This is a genomic window from Micromonospora sp. LOL_014 (genome assembly GCF_048060245.1).
Classification (GTDB): Bacteria; Actinomycetota; Actinomycetes; order Mycobacteriales; family Micromonosporaceae; genus Micromonospora_E.
Map to the genome: position 1 here is coordinate 101,844 of NZ_JBHMIP010000020.1, position 20,808 is coordinate 122,651.

Genomic DNA, 20,808 nt, shown 5'->3' on the forward strand with positions numbered 1-20,808 from the left:
GGCGGTCGACGGTGGCCGGTGCCGGCGGTGACAGCCGACGGTCACGGGCAGCGGACGACCTGACCTCCGTAGGACAGGCCGCCGCCGAAGCCGAACAGCAGGATCGGTGCGCCGGACGGTATGTCGCCGCGCATCACCAGCTTCGACATTGCGATCGGAATGCTGCCGGCGGAGGTGTTGCCGGACTCGACGACGTCCTCGGCCACGATCGCGTCCGGTGCGCCGATCCGTTCCGCGAGCGATCTGATGATGCGCAGGTTCGCCTGGTGCGGCACGATCGCGGCGAGGTCTGCCGGGGCCACCCCCGCCCGTTCGCAGACCTGCCGGGCGATGGTCGGCAGCATCGTCGTCGCCCACCGGTAGACCGCTTGGCCGGCCTGCTGGAAGGTGCCGGACCGCCCCTCGATCCGTACCGCGTCGGACATCTCCGGGACCGAGCCCCAGACGACCGGACCGATCCCGGGCTGGTCGGCGGCGGTCACTACCACCGCTCCAGCGCCGTCGCCGACCAGCACACACGTCGTACGGTCGGTCCAGTCGGCGAAGTCGGACAGTTTCTCCACTCCGACGACGATCGCGTTGCGAGCCGCGCCGGCACGTACCGCGTGATCGGTTGCGGCCAGCGCGTAGGTGAACCCGGTGCAGGCGACGTTGACGTCGATGACCGCCGGGTGGCCGAGCCCGAGGCGGGCGGCGACCCGGGCGGCCATGTTCGGCGACCGGTCGATGGCGGTGCAGGTGGCGACCGAGACGTAGTCGATGTCGGCAGGGGACAGGCCGCTCTGGGCGAGTGCCTTGCGGGCGGCGTGCGCCGCCATCTCGTCGACGGTCTCGCCCGGCTCGGCGATGTGCCGGGTCTGGATCCCGACCCGGGACTGGATCCATTCGTCGCTGGTGTCGACCATGTTGGACAGATCGTCGTTGGTGAGGATCCGGCTGGGCTGGTAGTGCCCAACGGAGAGGATGCGTGAGCCAGTCATCGGAGTCCTTCCGTGGATACTCCGGCCTTCCGGCCGGAGCGGCAACGGAACCCCTACGGAGCAGGGCTGGCAAGGCCGATCCGCCGCCAGTCGACTATAGTGCCTCCCGCCGCGCAGCCGAGACATCCGCCATGGCCTGACTGCATTGAATAGTTGACTCGGCGTCTGGGTGGCGATCGTGAGCATGGCCGGGATCGAGGTTTGCCGACGACTCACCTCGGGCGTCGTCTCCGGCGACAACCCGTACGGTGCCGTTGGTGATGGTGAGCCGGCCTCGGTCCGCCTCGGTGTCGTCGGACTTGATGCCGTCACCGCCGGCGGTGACATTGAGGCTTCCCCTGGTGATGTCGAGGAAGTCCTTGCCCGGATGCCGTCGTTGACAGCGTCGACCGTGATCGTGCCCGACTCGATGGCGCGGCTGAACAGGGCGGCGTTCGGCTCGTCGGTGTCCGGGTCGGGATAGCCGTAGTCGGTCGCGTCGGTGAGCCGGCTGGTGGTGTCGGTGGCGAGCGTGATCACGACCTAGTCGGCGTCGGTGACCTGCAGTGGTGCGTTGCTGGAGTTGGTGATGGCAGCGCCGGGACACGCGCGTGAACACATCGATATCACTAGATGAACTTCGGTGGTTTCGGCGAACCGCGTTCCAGCCCGACTACCTCGATCCCAGGCGCGCGGGAGGCTCCGGGCCGTCGAGCAGCAACGTCAGTTCGGTGGCGAGGTGCAGGCTCAGCCCGAGCAGCGTGAGTCCGGTCAGTACGTTGAGCGTGCGGGCGGCCACCGGTCGCCGGAGGAAGCCGCCGGCCCGGTCGACCGTTACCGCCAGTATCGGATACCAGATCATCGCCAGTAGCACGATCAGCAGAGCCAACATGGCGGTAGGCGGCCCGACCGGCACCCCGGTAGGAACGAACTGCGGAATCAGGCTGGCGAAGAACACGAACACCTTGGGATTCGTCACATCGGTCACCAGGCCTTGCCGGTACGCCCGCCAGACGCCGCTACCTTGGATCCGACGATGACGGCGTACGTCATTTTCGCCGTGGACCGCCCGGCCGGACGGCGGGTCCGTTCTCGGTCGACTGCAGAGCAGCCGGATGCCCAGATAGCAGAGATAGCCCATGCCGACGAACTGGATCGCCCGGTAGGCGGTCGCTGAGGCAATCATCAGCGCCGCGATTCCGAGTGCAGCCAGTGACGAGTGCAGGAGCAGTCCACTGATGATGCCGCCGGCGGTGGCCAGCCCCAGTTTGCGGCTGTCGAGTGCGTTGCGTACCACCATGGTGAAGTCCGCTCCCGGCAGGACGACCATCGCGGCCGCCACGCCGATGAACGTGACGAGGTTGCCGCTCAACAAAGGCGGCACCCCTCAGGCATCTTTGACAGTTGCATCGTGGGGTGCCTCCTGATGGCGCGGTCAGGCATGCGTCGATCTGCGCGTGGGGACGAGTCACATCCGGGTGTGCGCCGCCCGTCGCACCAGGCCCCGGGGGAGAGACCGACATGACCATACACCGGCCGGTGCATGCCCAAAAGAGGGAAAAGTCAGGTAAGCGGATCCGGAGTGCGGCGCCATCCCATTCGACCTAAATGGAACTTCAACGTGCCGACTGGCCGTGTACAGTCGCGATACGAATCACGCCACTGGTGGGGGTCGGCGTCCTGGCCCCGCCGCCGCGCCACCATCCGGCAATGGTGACGATTGCCACTCCGCGTCCATCCCTACCCGTCCGCGACGGTAGATTCACCCTGCTGCCCGTGCTGGTCGACCGGCGCGGCGAGGGATGATTTCCGAGGCGACGACGCCAGGAAACAACCAGGTCATCTTCTCGGGGCATCGTGATCGTGACGGATCGTGTCGCCATGACCACCGGGATCGGTGCTGGTCCGCGAATCCCGACACGAGACCCTGCGCGCGGCCGCGCGCCCTGATCGGAAAAGGCTGTATGTCTGCGTTCTCCCCTGCGGCGTTCCGGCCGCGTCTGTCCCGCCCGTCGTGGTTGTCCCCGAAGGTGTTCCGTACCGAGGTCCTCGCTGGCCTGGTGGTCGCGCTCGCGTTGATCCCGGAGGCGATCTCGTTCTCCATCCTCGCCGGGGTCGACCCACGGGTCGGGTTGTTCGCGTCGTTCACCATGGCGGTGACCATCGCGGTCTGCGGTGGCCGGCCGGCGATGATCTCCGCGGCGACCGGCGCGATCGCGTTGATCGTCGCCCCGTTAGCCCGCGACCACGGGCTCGGCTATCTGCTGGCGGCGGTGATCCTCGGCGGGGTGCTGCAGGTGCTGCTCGCCGTGCTCGGCGTCGCCCGACTGATGCGGTTCGTCCCGCGCAGCGTAATGGTCGGCTTCGTCAACGCCCTGGCGATCCTGATCTTCGCAGCGCAGGTGCCCTACCTGATCGGGGTGCCGTGGCTGGTCTATCCGATGGTCGCCGTCGCGCTGGTGATCATTGTCGGGCTGCCCCGGCTGACGAAGGCGGTGCCGGCGCCGCTGGTCGCGATCGTCGTGCTGACCGTCGTCACGGTCGTCGCCGGCTTCGCTGTGCCGACCGTCGGTGACCAGGGCGCTCTGCCGGACAGCCTGCCGATGTTCGTCCTGCCGCAGATCCCGTACACCTGGGCGACCCTGCAGGTGATCGCCCCGTACGCGGTCGGGGTCGCGCTGGTCGGGTTGATGGAGTCGTTGATGACCGCCAAGCTGGTCGACGACATCACCGACACCCACTCGAACAAGACCCGCGAGTCGTGGGGGCAGGGCGTGGCGAACATCGTCACCGGCTTCTTCGGCGGCATGGGTGGCTGCGCGATGATCGGCCAGACGATGATCAACGTCAAGGTGGCCGGTGCCCGGACCCGGCTGTCGACCTTCCTGGCCGGGGTGTTCCTGCTGGTCCTGGTCGTCTCCCTGGGCGACGTCGTCGCCCGGATCCCGATGGCCGCCCTGGTCGCCGTAATGATCATTGTCGCGGTGTCGACGTTCGACTGGCACAGCGTCGCCCCCGCCACCCTGAAGCGGATGCCGTGGGGGGAACTCGCGGTGATGGTTTCCACCGTCGCCGCAGTGCTGATCACCCACAACCTCGCGATCGGCGTGATCATCGGTGTCCTGACCGCCATGGTGATCTTCGCCCGCCGGGTCGCACACATGGTGGAGGTCACGAGCGTGCTCGACCCCGACGGCACCACCCGGATCTACTCGGTGCACGGCGAACTCTTCTTCGCCTCCAGCAACGACCTCGTCTACCAGTTCGACTACGCCGGCGACCCGGACCGGGTGATCATCGACATGACGCACGCGCACATCTGGGACGCCTCGTCGGTGGCCGCGCTCGACGCCATCACCACCAAGTACGCCAGTCGCGGCAAGACCGCTGAGATCATCGAGCTGAACCAGCCCAGCGCCCGAATCCACGGCACCCTCGCCGGGCAGCTCAGGGTCGGCCACTGACATCGGTCAGGCTGGCGGTACGCCGCCGGCCGCACCGGTGGACGTCCGGCCCGTCGGCCAGTCGACCGGCAGCGCGAGCGGGCCGCGCACGATGGTCCCGGCGCGCCACCGTACCCCGTCCGGGTCGGCCAGCCGCAGACCCGGCGCCGCCGCGACCAGCGCGCCGACCACTTCCTGGATCTCCATCGTCGCCAGCCAGGCCCCGAGGCAGCGGTGCGGACCGTAGCCGAAGGTGACATGCCGGGCCGTCGGGTGACGGTCCGGGTCGAAGGTATCCGCGTCCGGGAACACCTCGTCGTCACGGTTGGCGGAGATGGTCGAGGCGAACACCGCCTCCCCGGCCCGGACCGTCACCCCACCCAGCTCGACGTCCTCGGTCGCCACCCGGGGCAGCCCGCTGCCGCCGTTGAGCGGCACGAACCGGAGCAGCTCGTCGACCACCGCCGGCACCCGGTCCGGCTCCCGGCCCAGCAACTCCCAGAGGCGCCGGTGGCGCAGCAGCAGGTACGCCGAACTGGCCAGCTGGCTGGCCGTGGTCTCGAACCCGGCGGCGAGCAGGGTCACACCGAACGACACCAGCTCCTGCTCGGTCATCCGGTCGCCGTCGTCGGTCGCCCGGACCAGCATGCTCAGCAGGTCGCCGGTGGCCGACTCACGGCGGTGCGCGATCAGCTCCCGCAGGTAGTCCTCCAGTGCGGCGGCGACCGACCGGAACTCATCGGCCGGCATCGGCCCGGGCATCAGCAGCGCGTGCGTCCAGGCGCGGAACCGGTCGCGGTCGGCCAGCGGTACGCCGAGCACGTGGCACAGCACGGTCAGCGGCACCGGCAACGCGACAGCCGCGTACAGGTCGCCCGGTGCCGGGCCGGCCAGCAGCGCGTCGATCCGTTCGGCGGCGACCTGCCGGACGTTCGGGCGCAGTTGCTCGATGCGCCACTGGGCGAACGCGCTGGCCGCGATGCGTCTCAGCCGGCCATGTTCGGGTCGGTCCAGATCCAGGATGGTGGTGGCCACCGGCGGGGCCTCGGTCTGCCGGGGCACGTCCGGACCGCAGGCGGCGGCCCGGCTGAACCTGGGGTCGGCGAGCACCGTCGTCACGTCGGCGTACCGGGTGGCGAGCCAGGCGTCGCCGCCGTACGGCAGCCGGATCCGGGACACCGGGCACTCGGCGCGCAGCCGGGCCAACCGTGGGTCCAGCTCCAGCTCGTCGTAGTCACGGAACGGGTACAGCGGCGGGTCGTGCGGCTGCGGGACGTGCGGCGCGGAGGCGGTCACGGTCGAACCGCCTCACACTGCCACGTGCGGCACCGGCCAGTGCCGCATCCGGTAGGGCAGGATCAGCACTGCGTCGCCGGCGGCGCAGGCCAGCCCGGCTTCGACGGCGACGGCGGCCGCGTCGACGTCGCCCGGCGCCGGCACCCCGGACGGGTCCTCGGCCAGCCGCAGGAACGCGTCCGCGCCGTCGGTGATCACCATCCGGCTGGCCTGGACCCCGGGCCGGACGTCCTTGACCACCACCATCCCCGGCCCGCGACGGTAGTAGCAGCTGCCGTACCGGTAGGCCAGGCCCCATTCGCCGGCGTAGGCCCGGCTGGCCTGGTCGGTGCCGGCCGACGGCGCGACCAGGTGTACGTGGGTGTCCAGCGGGAACGACGGCCGCCCGCGCAGGGTCCAGCGCAGCCGTACCGCGTGGCTGGTCACCGCGCGCAGGAAACGCAACTGGGCCAGGTCCTGCTCGGGGGAGTGGCCGAAGTCCAGCGGCTCCGGCAGGGTCACCGTCCGCAGCGACCAGGCGGCCAGATCGGTACGGTCGGTGAGTAGCGTCGCCGTACCCATCTCAAGCCACCTTGACCGGTTCGGCGGTGGTCGCCAGGGTTATCCAGCGGCCGTTCTCCTCGAAGACCAGCCCGGCGTCGTCGAGTTCGGCCAGCCACCGCGCCAGCCGGTCGGTCTCCACCGGCAGCCCGGCGGCGGCGAGCCGCCCGGCCAGGGCCGGGACGGTACGGCCGTGCTCCAGTTCGGCGTAGGCGCGGCGCAGCCGGGGGTCGGCGATGCGGTGTTCGTGGTCCGGCCAGCCGACCCGCCGGTCGACGATCACGATTTCGTCGGCGTCCAGGCCGGTGAGCAGCTGCAGCGCGCTGGCCGGATAGCCGTCGGTCCAGCGTTTGAGGAGCTCGTTCAACGGCTCGGCGTCCTGCTCGGACAGGCCGGCGGGTTCGGTGTCGAACAGGTAGACCAGGTCGGCCAGCTCGTTCTCGGGCAGGCCGTAGACGTGCTGGTAGAGCCGGGCGGCCCGGCGGGTCGGGAAGCCGAGCACCGGGTTCTCGAAGTACGGGCTGAAGCGTTCGAGCAGGATTCGCGACGAACCGGCCGGCGGCTGCAGGTGCATCAGCCGAGGGAGCTGACGCAGCACCGAATCGTAGTCGACGCGGCGTTCACCGGGGAACCCGTACAGCCAGTTCCACGACACGGTGAGCCCGGCGGACTCGCAGTCGCGCAGAGTCCGTACGTTGTGGACGCCGGAGACGCCCTTGTCCATCAGCTTGAGCACCGGGCTGACCAGCGATTCGATACCGGGCTGTACGTGGGCCACCCCGGCCGCGCGCAGCGCGTCGATCTCGGTCGGCCGTAGGTTGGACTTGACCTCGTAGTGCAGCCGCAGGTCCCAGCCGAGCGCGGCGACGCGGGGCAGGAACTCGGCGTAGTAGTGGTTGTCGATGATGTTGTCGACCATGATCACGTCGAGGGTCTGGTGCCGGCCGACCAGCTCGGTCATCTCGGCGATCATGCGTTCGGCGGGCTTGGCCCGGAACGTCATCGCGGTGCCGTTGAGCCCGCAGAAGGTGCAGTGGTGCTTCTCGCCCCACCAGCAGCCCCGGGCGCCCTCGAGGACCAGCTTGGGTTCGATGTACTCGCCGACCGGCGATGCGGCGAGCTGGTCGAACCAGTCGTCGAAGTCCGGGGTGGGGATGCGTGCCGGGGGCAGCAGCGCGCCCTGCGGGTTGTGCCGTGCGGTGCCGTCGGCCCGGCACCAGGACAGCCCGGGTATCCGCGAGAGCCGGGCGTCAAGGTCGTCACCAGCGTCGAGCGCGTCGAGCAGCATCGGGAACGCGACCTCGCCTTCGCCGCGTACCACGAAGTCGACGAACGGGAAGTTGCGGTGCAGGGCGATCCCCATCGCGCCGTCGCAGTTGCCGCCCCCGAACGCGATCCGTACGCCCGGGTCGAGCTGGCGGATCCGCCGGGCGACCGCGAGACTCGGCACGTTCTGCATGAACGTGGTGGTGAAGCCGACCAGCCGGGGATTGTTGGCGAGGATCTCGGCGGCGGCCAGCTCGACGAAGTCGGCGGCGTACTGGCGCATCGCGGTAGGGCCGGCTATGCCGGTACCGTACTCGGCCGCGTAGCGGCGCAGCGTCTCGACGCCGAACTCGGGGTCGTCGTGCAGCACCCCGGCGAAGACCCAGTCGCCGAGGCCGTCGAACAGGCCCACCTCGGCGACCTCGGTGTAGTCGGCCGGGCTCAGCTCGCCGCCGCTGCTTCCCATCAGGAACTCGGCCCAGCGCAGGCTGCCGTGGTACGCCGTCGGGGCGGGCCGCCCGGCGGCGACGGTCACCGCCTTGAGCAACCCGATCGGCAGTGATGGTGATTCGATGGCCTGCCAGGGCATGGCGACCAGACATACGGACATGGGCCGGGCCTCCAGTTGGTGAGCGCGTCGTACCGAGGTGCGCCGGATGGGGCGGGACCGCCCCATCCGGCCGATCACGTCTTCGGCCCTCCACGCGGTCCTAGCCACGCTTCGCCGGCCGCGGTCACTTCTCGGCCTTCCGAGTCGGGACCAGGTACTTGCAGGTGCCGTGAGCCGGCGTCTTGATGGTGACCTTCTTGATGGTCAAGATCTTCACCTCCCTCCGTCCATGTCGACTCCGCCGGCGCTCAGGCGGGCCCGGTGCCGGCGGAGAAACCAGTGCCGCAGCCGGTCGGGCTCGCGGCCGGTCAAATCGGCGAGGGACACCGAGATCTTGTCCAGGTAGGTCAGTCGCATGCCGATCTCATGCCACTGCGACCCGTACTCGCGCCACAGCTCGCGCCCCTCGCCCGTGGCGGACTCGCGGGCCAGGTAGTTCAGGCCGATCGCGACGTGCTGGATCTCGTCGCGGCGTACGTGGTGGTAGAGCAGGCCGAGCGGGTCACCGGCGAACACCTCGTGCAGCAGGATGAACTCGTCGGCGGCGAACCCCTCCAGCATGGTGTGCACCAGCGCCCGGCCCAGGTACGGCAGCCGGGTCAGCGCCGTGTCCAGCGGCTCCATCAGCTCGGGCGCTTCCGGCTCCGGCTCACCGCCGCCGACCAGCTTCGCGTACTGGTAGAAGGCGTCCGCGTGTCGGGCCTCGTCGGCGGTGGCCAGGGCGAGGCTGAACCGCAGCGGCGCGTCCTCGGTCTGCGCGGCCAGTGTCGCGGCGGCGACCAGCCCGGCCTGCTCGGCGTAGTAGCCGCGCGAGGACATCCGCCAGGCCAGCTCGGCCCGCTCCCAGCTGGGGTCAGCCGGCCCGTCGGCGATGATGTCCGCGGCGCGCCACGGCGTCTTGTCGCGGGTCATGCCGAAGACGCGGTACGCCAACTCGTTGCAATCAAGATCATTGGCATCGATGAGTGCCATTGGCAACTCCCCAACAGGCTTGCCGCCCATCGTCGGTCACGGGATTACGACAAGCAGGAGATTCTCGGTGCGCTGATTCGTGTGCCTCGGCGAGGATGCGCGCCGTCTGCGGCGCACGATGTGATGAGCATAAATGACCTCGCGCCGGAACGGCAAGCATTACCGGGCCGGCCAGTGGTCGGTTCGCGGCCAGGAAACGGGCGAAGGGTATTTACCTTGATCACCGTGACTTCCGATGGCGACCGCGGCTGTGGGAAGGTGACCCGACCGACCGAGCCGAGGAGTGGTGCCCATGCCCGGCCGTCTCGCCACGTCGATCGCGGTGGATCGACCGCTGCGCCCGGCCGTCGCCGCTCAGGCCGCCAGCGTCGTCGGTACCCACGTCGCCGCGCTGGCCCTGCCGACCGTCGCGGTGGTGGCGCTGCACGCCTCGCCGGTGGCGGCGGCCACCCTGTTCGCCCTCGAGTACGGCGCCCAGGCGCTCGCCGCACCGCTGCTCGGGGTGGTCGTCGACCGGGTCGTCGACCGGCGCCGGCTGCTCATGGCCGCCAGCGCCGGAACCGCCGCCGTGGTGCTGGCCGTACCGGTCGCCGCGCTGGCCGGAGTGCTCTCGCTGCCGCTGCTGTACGCCGTGGCCGGCCTGTCCGGCATCCTCGGTGGGCTGGTCACCATCGGCCTGCAGGCCACCGTGCCGCAACTGGTCGAACCGGACCGGCTGGTGCCGGCGAACGCCGCGCTGGCCGGTGCCCAGTCGGCCGGCCAGATCGCCGGGCCGGCGCTGGCCGGCTGGCTGGTGCAGACCCTCGGCGGGGCGCTGGCGATGTCGGCGAACGCTGCGGCGCAGGCGCTGGCCGCCGCCGGTTTCGCCGCGCTGCGGCCCCGGCCGGGCGGGACGCCGCCGGTGCCGGAACATCCACTACGGGCGTTGCGCTACGGAGTGGCGGCGCTACGCGGCCGTCCGGAGCTGGTCCGGATCGCGGTCACCGCCGCCGCGCTGAACCTCGGCGGGTCCGCGATCGGCGGCCTCTACGTGCTGTACGCCTACCGGGTCCTCGACCTGTCGCCGTGGGTGCTCGGGTTGACCTTCGCGGTGAACAGCGTCGCCGCCGTCGTCGGCGTGGCCACCGCGCGACGGGTGATCGCCCGGCTCGGCCATCCCCGGGTGGTCCCGGCGTTCGCCCCGCTCGCCGGGGCCGCTCTGATGCTGATCCCGCTGGCCGCCGTCACGCCGTCGGTGCTGACCCTGATCGTCTACGAGATGATCTTCGGGTACTGCGCCACGGTCTGGCTGATCGCCTCAGTGTCGCTGCAGCAGTCCGTGGTACCCGGCCCGCTGCTGGGCCGGGTGCTCGCGTTGAGTCGGGCGCTCGCGGTGCTGGCGGTGCCGGTCGGATCGCTGCTCGCTGGTGTCGCAGCGCAACTCTGGGGGGTGCTGCCCACCCTGATCTGCTTCGCTGCCGTTGCTTTTCTGGGCACCGTCACCGTCGTTTCCCGGCGGGTGGCCACCCACAACCTGACCACATCCTGACCACATCCTGACCGGACCCGACCAATTTCAGTATTGCGACCAGCGTCGATCAGTCACCTATAATTAGCGACATTCAGCAGGTGATCATGATTGCTTCCGATGCGGCCGGTGCATGGTTCTCCGCCGGCGCAGGGACGGGGAACGCCCAGATGATGGACCTGTCGGACGCGTACCGCGAGATGGTTCGGATCAGGGTTTTCGAGGAGCAGGTTCTGCGGTGCGCCGCCGCCGGCCAGGTGCCCGGATCGGTCCACCCGTACACCGGGCAGGAAGCTGTCGCGGTCGGGGTGCTGGCCGCCCGGCAGCCCGACGAGTGGGTGGTGAGCTTCTACCGGTGCCACGGGCACGCGCTGGCCGCCGGGGTGGCGGCCGCTGGGCTGGCCCGGGAGATCCTCGGCCGGGTCGGCGGGGTCTGCGGCGGCAAGGCCGGGTCGATGCACATCGCCGACCGGTCCCGCTACCTGCTCGGTGCCAGCTCCATTGTGGCCGCACAGCTGCCGATCGCGGCCGGAGCAGCGCTGGCAGAGAAGACCGCCGGCAGCGGCCGGGCGGTCGTCGCGTTCTGCGGTGACGGCGCGTTCGGCGCCGGTGCCGCCTACGAGACGCTCACCGTCGCCGCCGTGCTCGGGTTGCCGCTGCTGCTGGTCTGCGAGGAGAACGGCTGGCAGGACCACACCCCGAGCGACCTGGTGCGGCACCGTACCCCCGGTGAGGTCGCCCGCGGCCTGGGGCTGGACTGCGACGAGGTCGACGGCAACGACGTGGCCGCGGTGCACCGGGCTGCGGCGGCGGCCCTGGCCCACTGCCGGGCCGGCCGCCCGCAGGTCCTTGTCGCCCACACCTACCTGCGGCACTTCCATGCCCAGATCGGCCCCCAGCCGCCGGGTGAGTACCGTCCGGCCGCCGAACGGGAGCGCTGGCTGGCCCAGGATCCGCTGTCCCGCGTCGAGGCGGCCCTCGCCGGACTCTCCGCCGAGATCCACGAGCGGACCGTCGAGATTCGCGAGCAGGTCACCGCGGAGCTGGCCGAGGTCTTCACCGACGCGCTGGCCGCCGACCGACCGGATCCGGCGAGCGCGGTCACCGCGGTCACCGCCGCGGCCTGGCCGCCCGGTGCCACCTGGCCGGAGGCCGTCACGGTGCGGGAGCCGGTGGCATGACCCGCCGGCACCCGTCCGTCGGGGCGGTCCGCGGCGCCCTGGCCGACCAGCCCACGATGAGCATGTTCTGTACGTACCAGCAGCCCGACCTCATCGAGCTGTTCGGTGCCGAGCGGATGGTCCGGCTGCCGATCGCTGAGAACACCATGCTCGGCATGGCGGTCGGGATGGCGCTGCTCGGCCGCCGGGTGCTGGTCAGCATCGCCCGCGCGGCCTTCCTGTTCACCGCCTTCGACCAGCTGGTCAACGAGGCCACCAAGTGGCGGTACATGTCCGACGGGCAGTTCACCGTGCCGGTGGTGGTGCGCGGGTTGACCCAGGGCGGCGAGCAGCTCGGTGCCCAGCACGAACACGCCGCGCACGGCCTGCTCAGCCAGATTCCCGGGCTGGTCGTCGCGGTTCCCGGGTCACCGAACGCCGCCGCCGGGCTGCTGCGCACCGCGCTGGTGCACCCGGATCCGGTGGTGGTGCTGGAATCGCCCCGGCTGTACGCCGCCGACTGGGCGTCGCTGCCCGAGCCGGAGCCGACCGACGCCGCGCTGCCGTTCGGCGTCGCCGGCCGCGCCCGCCCCGGCCGCGACCTCACCCTCGTCGGCATCGGCAACACCGTCGCCACCTGCCTGCGGGCCGCCGCCGTCCTTGACCGGGACGGGCTACACGCCCAGGTGGTCGACCTGCGTACCGCCGCACCGCTGGACCTCGACGGCGTCACCGCCATGGTCCGGGCCGTCGGTGGTCAGGTGATCCTGGTCGACGAGGCCCCGGCCGGCGTCAGCGTCATGTCCGCGCTCGGCCTGCATCTGGTACGGGCCGGCGCGGTCGCGCCGCACCGGCTCGACCTGCTCGCCGGTGCGCCGGTCCCGGCGCCGGTGAGCCCGCCACTGAGCGCCGCCCTGCTGCCGGACGAGGAACGCGTCGTATCCGTCGCCCGCCGAGGAGTCACCCGATGATCGACCGGTCCACCTACCACGCCTGGCACGGCATCACCCCGATGGGCGAGTTCCTCGCCGACTCCGACCCGGACATGTTCCTCGTCGGCGGCGACGGCAGCTACGCCGTCGACCAGGCCGGCCGACGTTACCTCGACGCCCGCTCGTCGATGTGGAACGTCACCCTCGGTTACTCGTGCGAGCCGGTCAAGGCGGCGATGCGCCGCCAGCTCGACGAGCTGCCGTCCGGCACGGTCATGCGCTACGAGCATCCGCCCCGGGTCACCGTGCGGTACGCCGCCGCCCTCGCCGCGACGCTGCCGCCGACCCTGCGGCACATCCGGTTCGGCAATACCGGCAGCCAGATGACCGAGGCGGCCGGCATGCTGTCCCGTTTCCACCGCAGAATGACCGGCGAGACCGGCCGTGACCGGATCATCGCGGTGCACGGCAGCTATCACGGCACCGGGCCGTTGGCCACCGCGCTCACCGGTGAGCAGATCCTGCACGAGTGGTCGGCGCCGCTGGACGACCGTGTGGTGCACGTCGCCGGGGGCGACGGACTGCTCGACGCCGTCGCCGGTGTCGTCGACCGGCTCGGCGCGTCGCAGGTGACCGCCGTCATCGTCGAACCGGTGATGGGCAACTATCTGCATGCCGCCAGCGTCGACCAGTTGGCGGCGCTGATCGACTACTGCCGGGCCCGGGACATCCATGTCGTCGCCGACGAGGTGACCACCGGCGCCGGCCGGGTCGCGGCGATGACGGTCAGCGAGCGGCTGCCCAGCCCGCCCGACATGATCGTGCTCGGCAAGGGTCTCAGTGCCGGCTACTTCCCGCTTGCCGCGCTCGCGGTCGCCGATTCGATCTTCGACGCGCTCGCCGAGCCGCCGTTCCGGCTCGGCTTCCCGAACGGCAGCACCACCGACGGGCACCCGCTCGGTGCCGCCGCCGGCCTCGCCGTCCTGGAGATCCTCACCGCCGACGGGTTTCTCGACGGCGTCCGCGACCGTGGCCGGCAGCTGTGCGACATCCTGCGTGACACGGTGGCCGACGATCCGCACGTCGATGACGTACGCGGTGAGGGGATGCTGCTCGGCCTGGAGCTGCGCTACCGCGATGACGGTACGCCGTGGACGGTGCGCGACGTCTACCGGCTCCGGCTGGCCTGCCGGGACAACGGGCTGCTGACCAGCTACTCCGACGGCGTGATGCCGCTGCTGCCGCCGGTGACCATCAGCACCGACGAGTGCGCAGAACTCGCCGGGATCCTCCGCGAGACGATCACCGCGTACGCCGCCGAGCACCTCGGCGCGCGGTAGCCGGCACGGCCCACCATCGCCGCCGTCGCAGTTGCCCGGACGGAGTGGCCGACCTGTCAGGCAACGGCCATTCGGTCGATGTCCGGGGAGTGTCCGGAGAAACCGTGGCGAGGTGCCGCCGACAAGGTCGCATTCCTCAGCGTACGACTGGCAGACGGTGCTGTCGTGCAGTCCTCCACCAGCCTGCCACTGTCCACGTAGGTACTGGTGGCGGTAGCAGGCCCGCCAGCACTACGCCGCGATCCTGGTGGCGCGGCTGACCATACATCATCAGGAAAGCGCGTTCATGTGACGTATTCCTACAGTGCTCTCATGCGGGGCATTCCCGTCACTGGCAACGGTGTCCCGTGGCCTCGGTAAGGGTTCGATCTGCATCGATGTATAGTTCACTGGCATGTAGTTGCGGGTCGCTGGTGACCTGCCGGGGCAACGCCGCCTCACCGGAACCGACGATGTCTGGGAGAACAGGACATGAACGAACGCCAGGAGAGTTGGCTGCGGATGCGATGGCGGCGGGCAGCCCGAACCGCTGTCGCGGTGACGGCCTCCGTCGGGATCACCGTATTGGCAATCGGGTTCACGGCGGGCGCAGCAACTGCAGGTGTCGGCTCCGCCGACCGGAACGCGCGGGAGGTGGCGATCGCCGCCACGTCGGCATCCCAGGTCGCCGCCGGCAATCTGCACACCTGTGTGACCCAGACCGATGGAACCCTGTGGTGCTGGGGCAACAACTTCTACGGCCAGCTCGGCGACGGGACCACCACGAACCGGACCAGTCCGGTTCAGATCGGCAGCGCCACCACGTGGGCGGGTATCGACGCCGGTAGCGGCAATACCTGCGGGGTACGCACGGATGGAACGCTCTGGTGCTGGGGCAACAACTCCAGCGGGCAGGTCGGCGACGGCTCGACCACCAAACGGACCAGCCCGGTGCAGGTAGGCGCCGCCACCACCTGGGCGAGCGTCAGCATCGGCAGCAACCACACCTGCGCCGTTCGGACCGACGGCACCCTGTGGTGCTGGGGCCTGAACCGTCACGCTCAGCTCGGCGTCGGCCTGTCTCCCTACAAGGCGACGACCCCGCTGCAGGTGGGTACGGCGACCACCTGGGCGAGCGTCACGACCGGCTACGCCCACACCTGCGCCGTTCGGACCGACGGTACCCTGTGGTGCTGGGGCAGTAGCTCGGACGGCCAGCTCGGTCTCGGCATCCTGAGCTACCGGGCGACACCGACGAAGGTGGGCACCGCGACGACGTGGGCCGAGGTGACGGCTGGCTACGTACACACCTGCGCGGTCCGCGTCGACGGGACGCTGTGGTGCTGGGGTGAGGACGGGTACGGCCAGATCGGCGGGGGCGTCGGCTCCCAGACCACCCCGCTGCGGATCGGCACCGCCAGCAACTGGGCAAGCGTGGACGCGAGCCTCGACTCGTCGTGCGCGACCCGTACCGATGGCAGCCTGTGGTGCTGGGGCAAGAATTCGTCCGGGCAGCTCGGTGATGGCACCACCACCCACCGGTCGACCCCGGCATCGGTCGGCACCGCGACCACCTGGACGGACGGATTCTCCGTCACCTACCACGCCTGCGCGGCACGCATCGACGGCAGCCTGTGGTGCTGGGGTGACAACACGTTCGGGCAGCTCGGTGACGGCACCACCACCCACCGGTCGACCCCGGCACAGGTGACAATGCTGGGCTGAGCGCCGCCGGTGCCGCGCCGAGCCGCAGTCAGAAACCGCCGTACGGGCCGCGCCGCTCAACCTGAGCAGCGCGGCCCTGCCCCGTGCCAAAACTGGTTCATCGGCGGTGAACTGGTGCTTTGATGATCATTTCAGGCCGCTCGGTGGTACTCGTTGATTATCCCGTTGAGGCGTCTTCGGCGGCGTATGGGCTTGTCGGTGGGGATGACGGCGGACGGATCATGGTCCGGCGGGACCGATTGGCGCGCTCGCCTAGGTCGAAGGCGAGGTCGCGGGCCTGCTGGGTCACCCGCTGCCCGGTAGGGTGCGCCGTGACGCCGAGGAGATGGCCCCGCCGGGTGGCTACCTCCATGACTACCAGCAGGTGCAAGCGCCCGTGACCTGGCGGCCCACCTCGTGCGGTTCGGCTGCGTTGGGTGGAGCGGGGACGCACCGGCGGGTATCTACCACGGCGGCGGCGACACGACCTGGTACGAGTTCGGCCGGCAGATCTTCGCGGCCCTCGGTGCCGTTCCGGCCCCGGTCCGTCCGACGTCGAGCGAGCGGCTCGCGAGGCGGGTGCCGCGGCCGGCGTACAGCGTGCTGGGGCACGAGCGGTGGTGGCCGGCGGGGATGGCCCCGCTGCGTCCCTGGCGTGCTGCCTTCCGTGAGGCGTTCGACGAGGTACGCCGCTCGGTCACGTGACCACGGTGCCGCGAGCACGTTGCAGTGCGTCGCGAGGAATGGTAGTTTGGGTCGAGCCCTGTATGGGCCTACGCATGGAGGTAGCGGCTTTCCAGCCCTGACAGGACCGACATATTCGGCACCTGATCGCAGACCCTGACAATCCTGATTACAGGTGAAGTCCGCGTCTGCCACCGCGTACGGCTTGCGGGGTTTCATCGCGCCTGTCCCTGGCTGGGAATCGTCCTCCATCCGATCACACAGGGGATGGGGATTGCATGACGGAAACGTACGCCAACTTCGACGTCAACGAATTCCAGCGTCGAATCATCGAGGAGTTCCGCGAGAACGGCGGCAAGGTCGGCGGGATGTTCCAGGACGCCACGCTGGCGCTGCTGACCACCACCGGCGCACGCACGGGTGAGCAGCGCACAGTGCCACTCGGCTATCTGGAGGTCGACGGGAAATCGGTCGTCGTGGCCTCGGCGATGGGCGCTCCGAAGAACCCTGCCTGGTACCACAACATCCGGCACGACCCTGCGGTGACCGTCGAGTTCGGCACGGACAAGTACCGCGCGATGGCGGCCATCCCGGACGGCGACGAGTATGAGAAGCTCTGGGCCAAGGTGGTGGAGCAGGCCCCCGGCTACGGCGACTACCAGGCTCGCACGACGCGCCGGATCCCGGTCGTGGTGCTGCACCGGCTCGACCCGGAGCCGGGCGCCGAGCGGGTCAAGGGCATGGGCGACTGGCTGGTGGAGGTGCACGACTGGCTCCGCAAGGAGCTCGTCGAGCTGCGCCGCCAGGTCGACGAGGCCATGTCTACCGGCGACGGCGTCACGCCTCGGCTGCCCGCGCCCGAGCTCGGTGAGCAGATGCGGGCGCACTGCCTGACCTTCTGCGGCGCGCTCAACCGGCACCACGTCGGCGAGGACATGGGTGTCTTCCCCGCGCTGGCGCGGCAGTTCCCGGCCCTGCGGCCGGCCCTCGAGAAGCTTGTCGAAGAGCACAAGGTCGTGGCCCACCTGCAGGGCGAGATCCAGCGGCTGGTCGGCGACTACGATCCCGCGACCGGCGACCCGCTGCTGCTGCGCGACGAGGTGGACCGGCTCACCGCGGAGCTCGACGCGCACTTCCGCTACGAGGAGGAGATTGTCGTCGAGGCGCTCAACGCCACTGCGGCGGCGCCCGGCTACTCGTGACCCGAATGCCCTGAAACGGTGTAGATGCCGAAAACCTCATCCCTCCTTGTCACAGCTTGTTGATCAGCAAGCCTTGGAATGGTCGGTCCCGGCGCGGGTTCGGGACGGCTGAATCGCGACAGTGGTCGACGTCGAGCGCTGGGCGACGATAGGGGTGTGCTGTTTCGACTGGCGTACATTGCTCAGCGTATTGTGGCCGCAAGGCGGAGAGGAATCGGCCGGGGGAGACCCGGTGACCCGTTGGAACACCCGAGTGAAGTGAAATTTGCTGAGCGTGGCCGCGCGGGCGATGTCATCAATGGTCAGGGGGTTGCCGAGATTGTTGCGCATGGTGGTCACTGCGCGGTTGCTTGCCACCTCGATTGACTGCTCCATCGCAGCCCATTCCGGCCAATTCTGAGTTCGAGCGGCCTTGGTTATGTCCCACGGCCCCGGCGTTGTTCCGGCTTGGGTGGTTCTGTCCGTGTTGAAAATCGGACATCGGCTGAGTTGCGGGACGAGCGCGACTCCTGATGATCTTGCGGGTGACTAGCCTCGAAGTTCATCGCTGGAGCCGCGCTCGTGACGACATCTTCCCTGACCGACCCCGTTGTTGACCACCTCGCCGATCTGGCGTTGTGGGAAGCCGAACTCGCCGCCGGTCCAGCCCCGGCCGATCCCTTGTCGATGGCGTCGCCCCTGGTAGCACGCCTGGCTCAGGTGCCGGACCCCCGCCGGCCGCGCGGACGGCGCCATCCGCTGCTGGTGATCCTGGTCCTGACCGCGTGTGCCACCCTCGTCGCCGGCAACGACAGCCTGACCGCGATCCGGCAGTGGGCAGCCCGGACCCCACAGGACGTCCCGCACCGCCTCGGCGCCCGCCGTGACCCACTGACCAGCCGCTACCTCGTACCGAGCGAACGGACCTTCCGGCGGGTCCTGGCCGCCGTCGACGGCGACGCCCTCGACACGGCGACCTGCGGCTACGCCGCGGACGTGGCACGCGGCGACACCCCGGCCCCGCAGATCCCCGCCGGCGTCGACGAACCCACCGAACGCGAACAACGCCGCGCCGCGACCCGGGCGTTCACCCACCCGGCACCGGCCGGACTGCTGCCCGCCGCCGCGATCGACGGGAAACTGCTGCACGGCACCCGCACCCCTACCGGGCAGGTGTTCCTGGTCGCCGCCGTCACCCACGACCGTGCCGTGATCCTGGGCCAACGCCAGGTCGCCGACAAACGCGGCGAGGCCACCGCGACCGAGGACCTACTCACACCGCTGAACGTCGCCGGCATGCTGCTCACCCTGGACGCCCTGCACACCAACAGGAAGACCGCCCGGCTGATCACCGGCACGTTGAACGCCCACTACATGCTGATCCTGAAGGGGAACCAGCCGCTCGCCCTGCGGGCCGCCCACACGTTGCTGTCCGGCACCGACACCGAGTTCGCCGACCGGACCGGCGTCGACGCCGATCGCGGACACGGACGCACCGAACGCCGCACGATCCGCGTCACCGGCTGCGACGACACCCTGTTCCCCGGAGCCCGCCAGGTCTTCCGGCTACGCCGCGACACCGGCGGACTCGACGGGATCCGCACCAGCAAACAGATCATCCACGGCATCGTCAGCCTCGACGCCACCCAGGCCGGACCGCAGCACCTCAACGCCTACGTCAGAGGACACTGGTCGGTGGAAACCCGCCTGCACTGGACCCGTGACGTCACCTTCAACGAGGACGACTCCCAGCTCAGGACGGGTGCGGCTCCCCGCAACGTCGCCGCCATGCGCAACCTGGCCCTGAACACCTTCCGCCTCGCCGGACGCGCCAACATCGCCCACGCCCGCCGTGACCTCCACGACCGCGCCGACACCTTCGCCGTCTACGACATCTGACAAACAATGATCAAGTCAGACATAGAGGAACAACGCCGGGGCCGTGGGTTATGTCCGTCGCTTTACCCGGAAGGCTGGCCTAGGGTGCGGGTGGATGTAAACCTCAAGTATCGGTCGTGCGGCGGGGCGGGAGCGTTGCGAACGCGGCCGGAATGTAGATATTGGAAAGCACTACTGCATGCCGAGAGCGAATTGTGGGACATTGGCGGGAACCATCCACTACCGAAGAAGGCGGGCGGGCCGCGGTGCCGTCGCGCGGTCGCCGGTGCCGAACGTGCTGGCCACGGTGCTGACCAGCACGAGGAACTGGCGGTGGGCGCGGGTGCTCAGGCCGCGACGGCGTACTCCTCGGCGGGTCGGCTCTGCTCGGTCAGCCGGCTCAGCGCGTAGGTGCGGACGTTGAGTAGCGCGAGTAGCACCGGCGGGTCGAGGGCCCGGCCCGGCCGCAGCTCGAGCTCGGTCGAGATCGACTTGCCGGAGCGGACGACGAGCGGCCCGGCAGTGGCGACGGAGACCGGCCGGTCTGCGTGATCGCGACACAGCCCGGGCGGGCACCGGTCGGCCGAGACCGCTTGGGCGAGCAGGTACCACTGGCCCAGTGGTGCATGGTTGAAGGTGATGTGCCGCGAGTCGCGCAGTACCGCACAGCGGACCGGACGGCCCTCGGGCACGCGACCGGGGAACAGGCCGACGAACGTCAGCGTGTTCTCGTCCCGGCTGGCCGGTTGCACCCCGCAGGAGATGCTCGCGTCGCTGAGGCGGACGCCGTCGGAGTCGGCGAGGATCTCACTGGCGTAGCCAGCGCGCTGCCGAAAACTGGTGGGCGACATGCCGACGCTGCGGCTGAACCGGGAACTGAACGTGCCGACGCTGTTGTAGCCGACGCTGACGCTGATGTCGGCAACCTTCATCGGCGTCGAGACGAGTAGCTCCTTGGCACGCTGGAGGCGCAGCGCGGAAAGGAATCGGCCGGGTGAGACGCCGGTGACCCGCTGGAACATCCGCGTGAAGTGAAATTTGCTGAACATGGCAGCCCGCGCCATGTCATCGACCCTCAATTGCTCGCCTAGTCGTTCATGCATCGTCTCGATGGCGCGCAGAACTGCCTTCTCAGACGTATCCTGCATTGTTTGCTCCCTCAGTCAGAAACCGCGCAGCAAGGATCGATTCTGGCATTTGACAGATCTGAGACGGTGGGTGATCGGGCGAGCTTCGTGTCGCGCTCTACCCGTGCCCGATCTGCCTATCAGGCTAACCACGGCCGAGTTGGGCAAGCAACCTGCGTGGGCCTGAACGGCGTGGCCAGCGCAATATTGAAGTAGTTACTGGATATCAG

General features: G+C 69.8%; 16 protein-coding genes and 2 pseudogenes. 9 read left to right on the forward strand and 9 right to left on the reverse strand.

All coding sequences use genetic code 11. From position 1 onward, the window contains the following. Positions 1-41: 41 nt before the first annotated feature. The 3 genes from ACFHW1_RS18545 to ACFHW1_RS18555 form a co-directional block, all read right to left on the reverse strand. Positions 42-980: a beta-ketoacyl-ACP synthase III gene (locus ACFHW1_RS18545; RefSeq protein ID WP_416556657.1), complete on the reverse strand. Its 939-nt coding sequence runs from the start codon at positions 978-980 to the stop codon at positions 42-44. Between the two features lie 94 nt (positions 981-1,074). Then, positions 1,075-1,578, reverse strand: a complete 504-nt coding sequence (locus ACFHW1_RS18550) for a carbohydrate-binding domain-containing protein (RefSeq protein ID WP_416568873.1) — start codon at positions 1,576-1,578, stop codon at positions 1,075-1,077. Between the two features lie 54 nt (positions 1,579-1,632). Then, positions 1,633-2,331 (reverse strand): LysE family translocator, encoded by a 699-nt coding sequence (locus tag ACFHW1_RS18555; protein ID WP_416556659.1) that lies wholly within the window; start codon positions 2,329-2,331, stop codon positions 1,633-1,635. A gap of 592 nt (positions 2,332-2,923) precedes the next feature. Between ACFHW1_RS18555 and ACFHW1_RS18560 the strand changes: the two genes are divergently transcribed. Further along, complete coding sequence (locus ACFHW1_RS18560; RefSeq protein WP_416568874.1) at positions 2,924-4,423, forward strand: SulP family inorganic anion transporter; 1,500 nt, start codon at positions 2,924-2,926, stop codon at positions 4,421-4,423. A 6-nt stretch (positions 4,424-4,429) separates the two neighbouring features. On the opposite strand, the gene ACFHW1_RS18565 is transcribed toward ACFHW1_RS18560, so the two are convergent. The 4 genes from ACFHW1_RS18565 to ACFHW1_RS18580 form a co-directional block, all read right to left on the reverse strand. After that, positions 4,430-5,698, reverse strand: a complete 1,269-nt coding sequence (locus ACFHW1_RS18565) for a cytochrome P450 (protein WP_416556661.1) — start codon at positions 5,696-5,698, stop codon at positions 4,430-4,432. 12 nt (positions 5,699-5,710) lie between these two features. Next, positions 5,711-6,259 (reverse strand): DUF5825 family protein, encoded by a 549-nt coding sequence (locus tag ACFHW1_RS18570; RefSeq protein WP_416556662.1) that lies wholly within the window; start codon positions 6,257-6,259, stop codon positions 5,711-5,713. A gap of 1 nt (position 6,260) precedes the next feature. Continuing rightward, positions 6,261-8,114 carry a RiPP maturation radical SAM C-methyltransferase gene (locus ACFHW1_RS18575; protein ID WP_416615833.1) on the reverse strand — a complete coding sequence of 618 codons (1,854 nt, stop codon included), beginning with the start codon at positions 8,112-8,114 and terminating at the stop codon, positions 6,261-6,263. Between the two features lie 213 nt (positions 8,115-8,327). Next, positions 8,328-9,086: a ferritin-like domain-containing protein gene (locus tag ACFHW1_RS18580; protein ID WP_416556664.1), complete on the reverse strand. Its 759-nt coding sequence runs from the start codon at positions 9,084-9,086 to the stop codon at positions 8,328-8,330. A 292-nt stretch (positions 9,087-9,378) separates the two neighbouring features. Here ACFHW1_RS18580 and ACFHW1_RS18585 point away from each other — a divergent pair, with 292 nt between their 5' ends. The 7 genes and pseudogenes from ACFHW1_RS18585 (at position 9,379) to ACFHW1_RS18615 (ending at position 17,594) form a co-directional block, all read left to right on the forward strand. Beyond that, the gene (locus ACFHW1_RS18585) at positions 9,379-10,614 is read left to right on the forward strand and encodes an MFS transporter (protein ID WP_416615835.1); all 1,236 of its coding nucleotides are present in this window, start codon (positions 9,379-9,381) and stop codon (positions 10,612-10,614) included. Between the two features lie 149 nt (positions 10,615-10,763). Continuing rightward, on the forward strand, positions 10,764-11,774 hold the full coding sequence (locus ACFHW1_RS18590; RefSeq protein WP_416615837.1) for a thiamine pyrophosphate-dependent enzyme: 1,011 nt from the start codon (positions 10,764-10,766) through the stop codon (positions 11,772-11,774). Next, complete coding sequence (locus ACFHW1_RS18595; RefSeq protein WP_416591549.1) at positions 11,771-12,724, forward strand: transketolase C-terminal domain-containing protein; 954 nt, start codon at positions 11,771-11,773, stop codon at positions 12,722-12,724. The genes ACFHW1_RS18590 and ACFHW1_RS18595 overlap by 4 nt, the downstream gene beginning before the upstream one ends. Continuing rightward, positions 12,721-14,025 (forward strand): aminotransferase class III-fold pyridoxal phosphate-dependent enzyme, encoded by a 1,305-nt coding sequence (locus ACFHW1_RS18600; protein ID WP_416556668.1) that lies wholly within the window; start codon positions 12,721-12,723, stop codon positions 14,023-14,025. Before ACFHW1_RS18595 ends, ACFHW1_RS18600 begins: the two co-directional genes overlap by 4 nt. A gap of 471 nt (positions 14,026-14,496) precedes the next feature. Then, a complete protein-coding gene (locus tag ACFHW1_RS18605; RefSeq protein WP_416615838.1) occupies positions 14,497-15,729 on the forward strand; it encodes an RCC1 domain-containing protein in 1,233 nt (410 codons plus the stop codon). A 372-nt stretch (positions 15,730-16,101) separates the two neighbouring features. Beyond that, positions 16,102-16,413 (forward strand): annotated as a pseudogene (locus ACFHW1_RS18610) (sugar nucleotide-binding protein); the annotation flags it as partial. Between the two features lie 257 nt (positions 16,414-16,670). Continuing rightward, a complete protein-coding gene (locus ACFHW1_RS18615; protein WP_416556670.1) occupies positions 16,671-17,594 on the forward strand; it encodes a nitroreductase/quinone reductase family protein in 924 nt (307 codons plus the stop codon). A 181-nt stretch (positions 17,595-17,775) separates the two neighbouring features. Here the strand turns inward: ACFHW1_RS18615 and ACFHW1_RS18620 are convergent. Continuing rightward, positions 17,776-17,969: pseudogene (locus tag ACFHW1_RS18620) on the reverse strand (AraC family transcriptional regulator); the annotation flags it as partial. A gap of 186 nt (positions 17,970-18,155) precedes the next feature. Between ACFHW1_RS18620 and ACFHW1_RS18625 the strand changes: the two are divergent. After that, positions 18,156-19,472 carry an ISAs1 family transposase gene (locus ACFHW1_RS18625; protein ID WP_416615840.1) on the forward strand — a complete coding sequence of 439 codons (1,317 nt, stop codon included), beginning with the start codon at positions 18,156-18,158 and terminating at the stop codon, positions 19,470-19,472. 326 nt (positions 19,473-19,798) lie between these two features. Here the strand turns inward: ACFHW1_RS18625 and ACFHW1_RS18630 are convergent, their stop codons facing one another. Then, on the reverse strand, positions 19,799-20,599 hold the full coding sequence (locus tag ACFHW1_RS18630; protein ID WP_416556672.1) for a helix-turn-helix domain-containing protein: 801 nt from the start codon (positions 20,597-20,599) through the stop codon (positions 19,799-19,801). Positions 20,600-20,808: the final 209 nt, after the last annotated feature.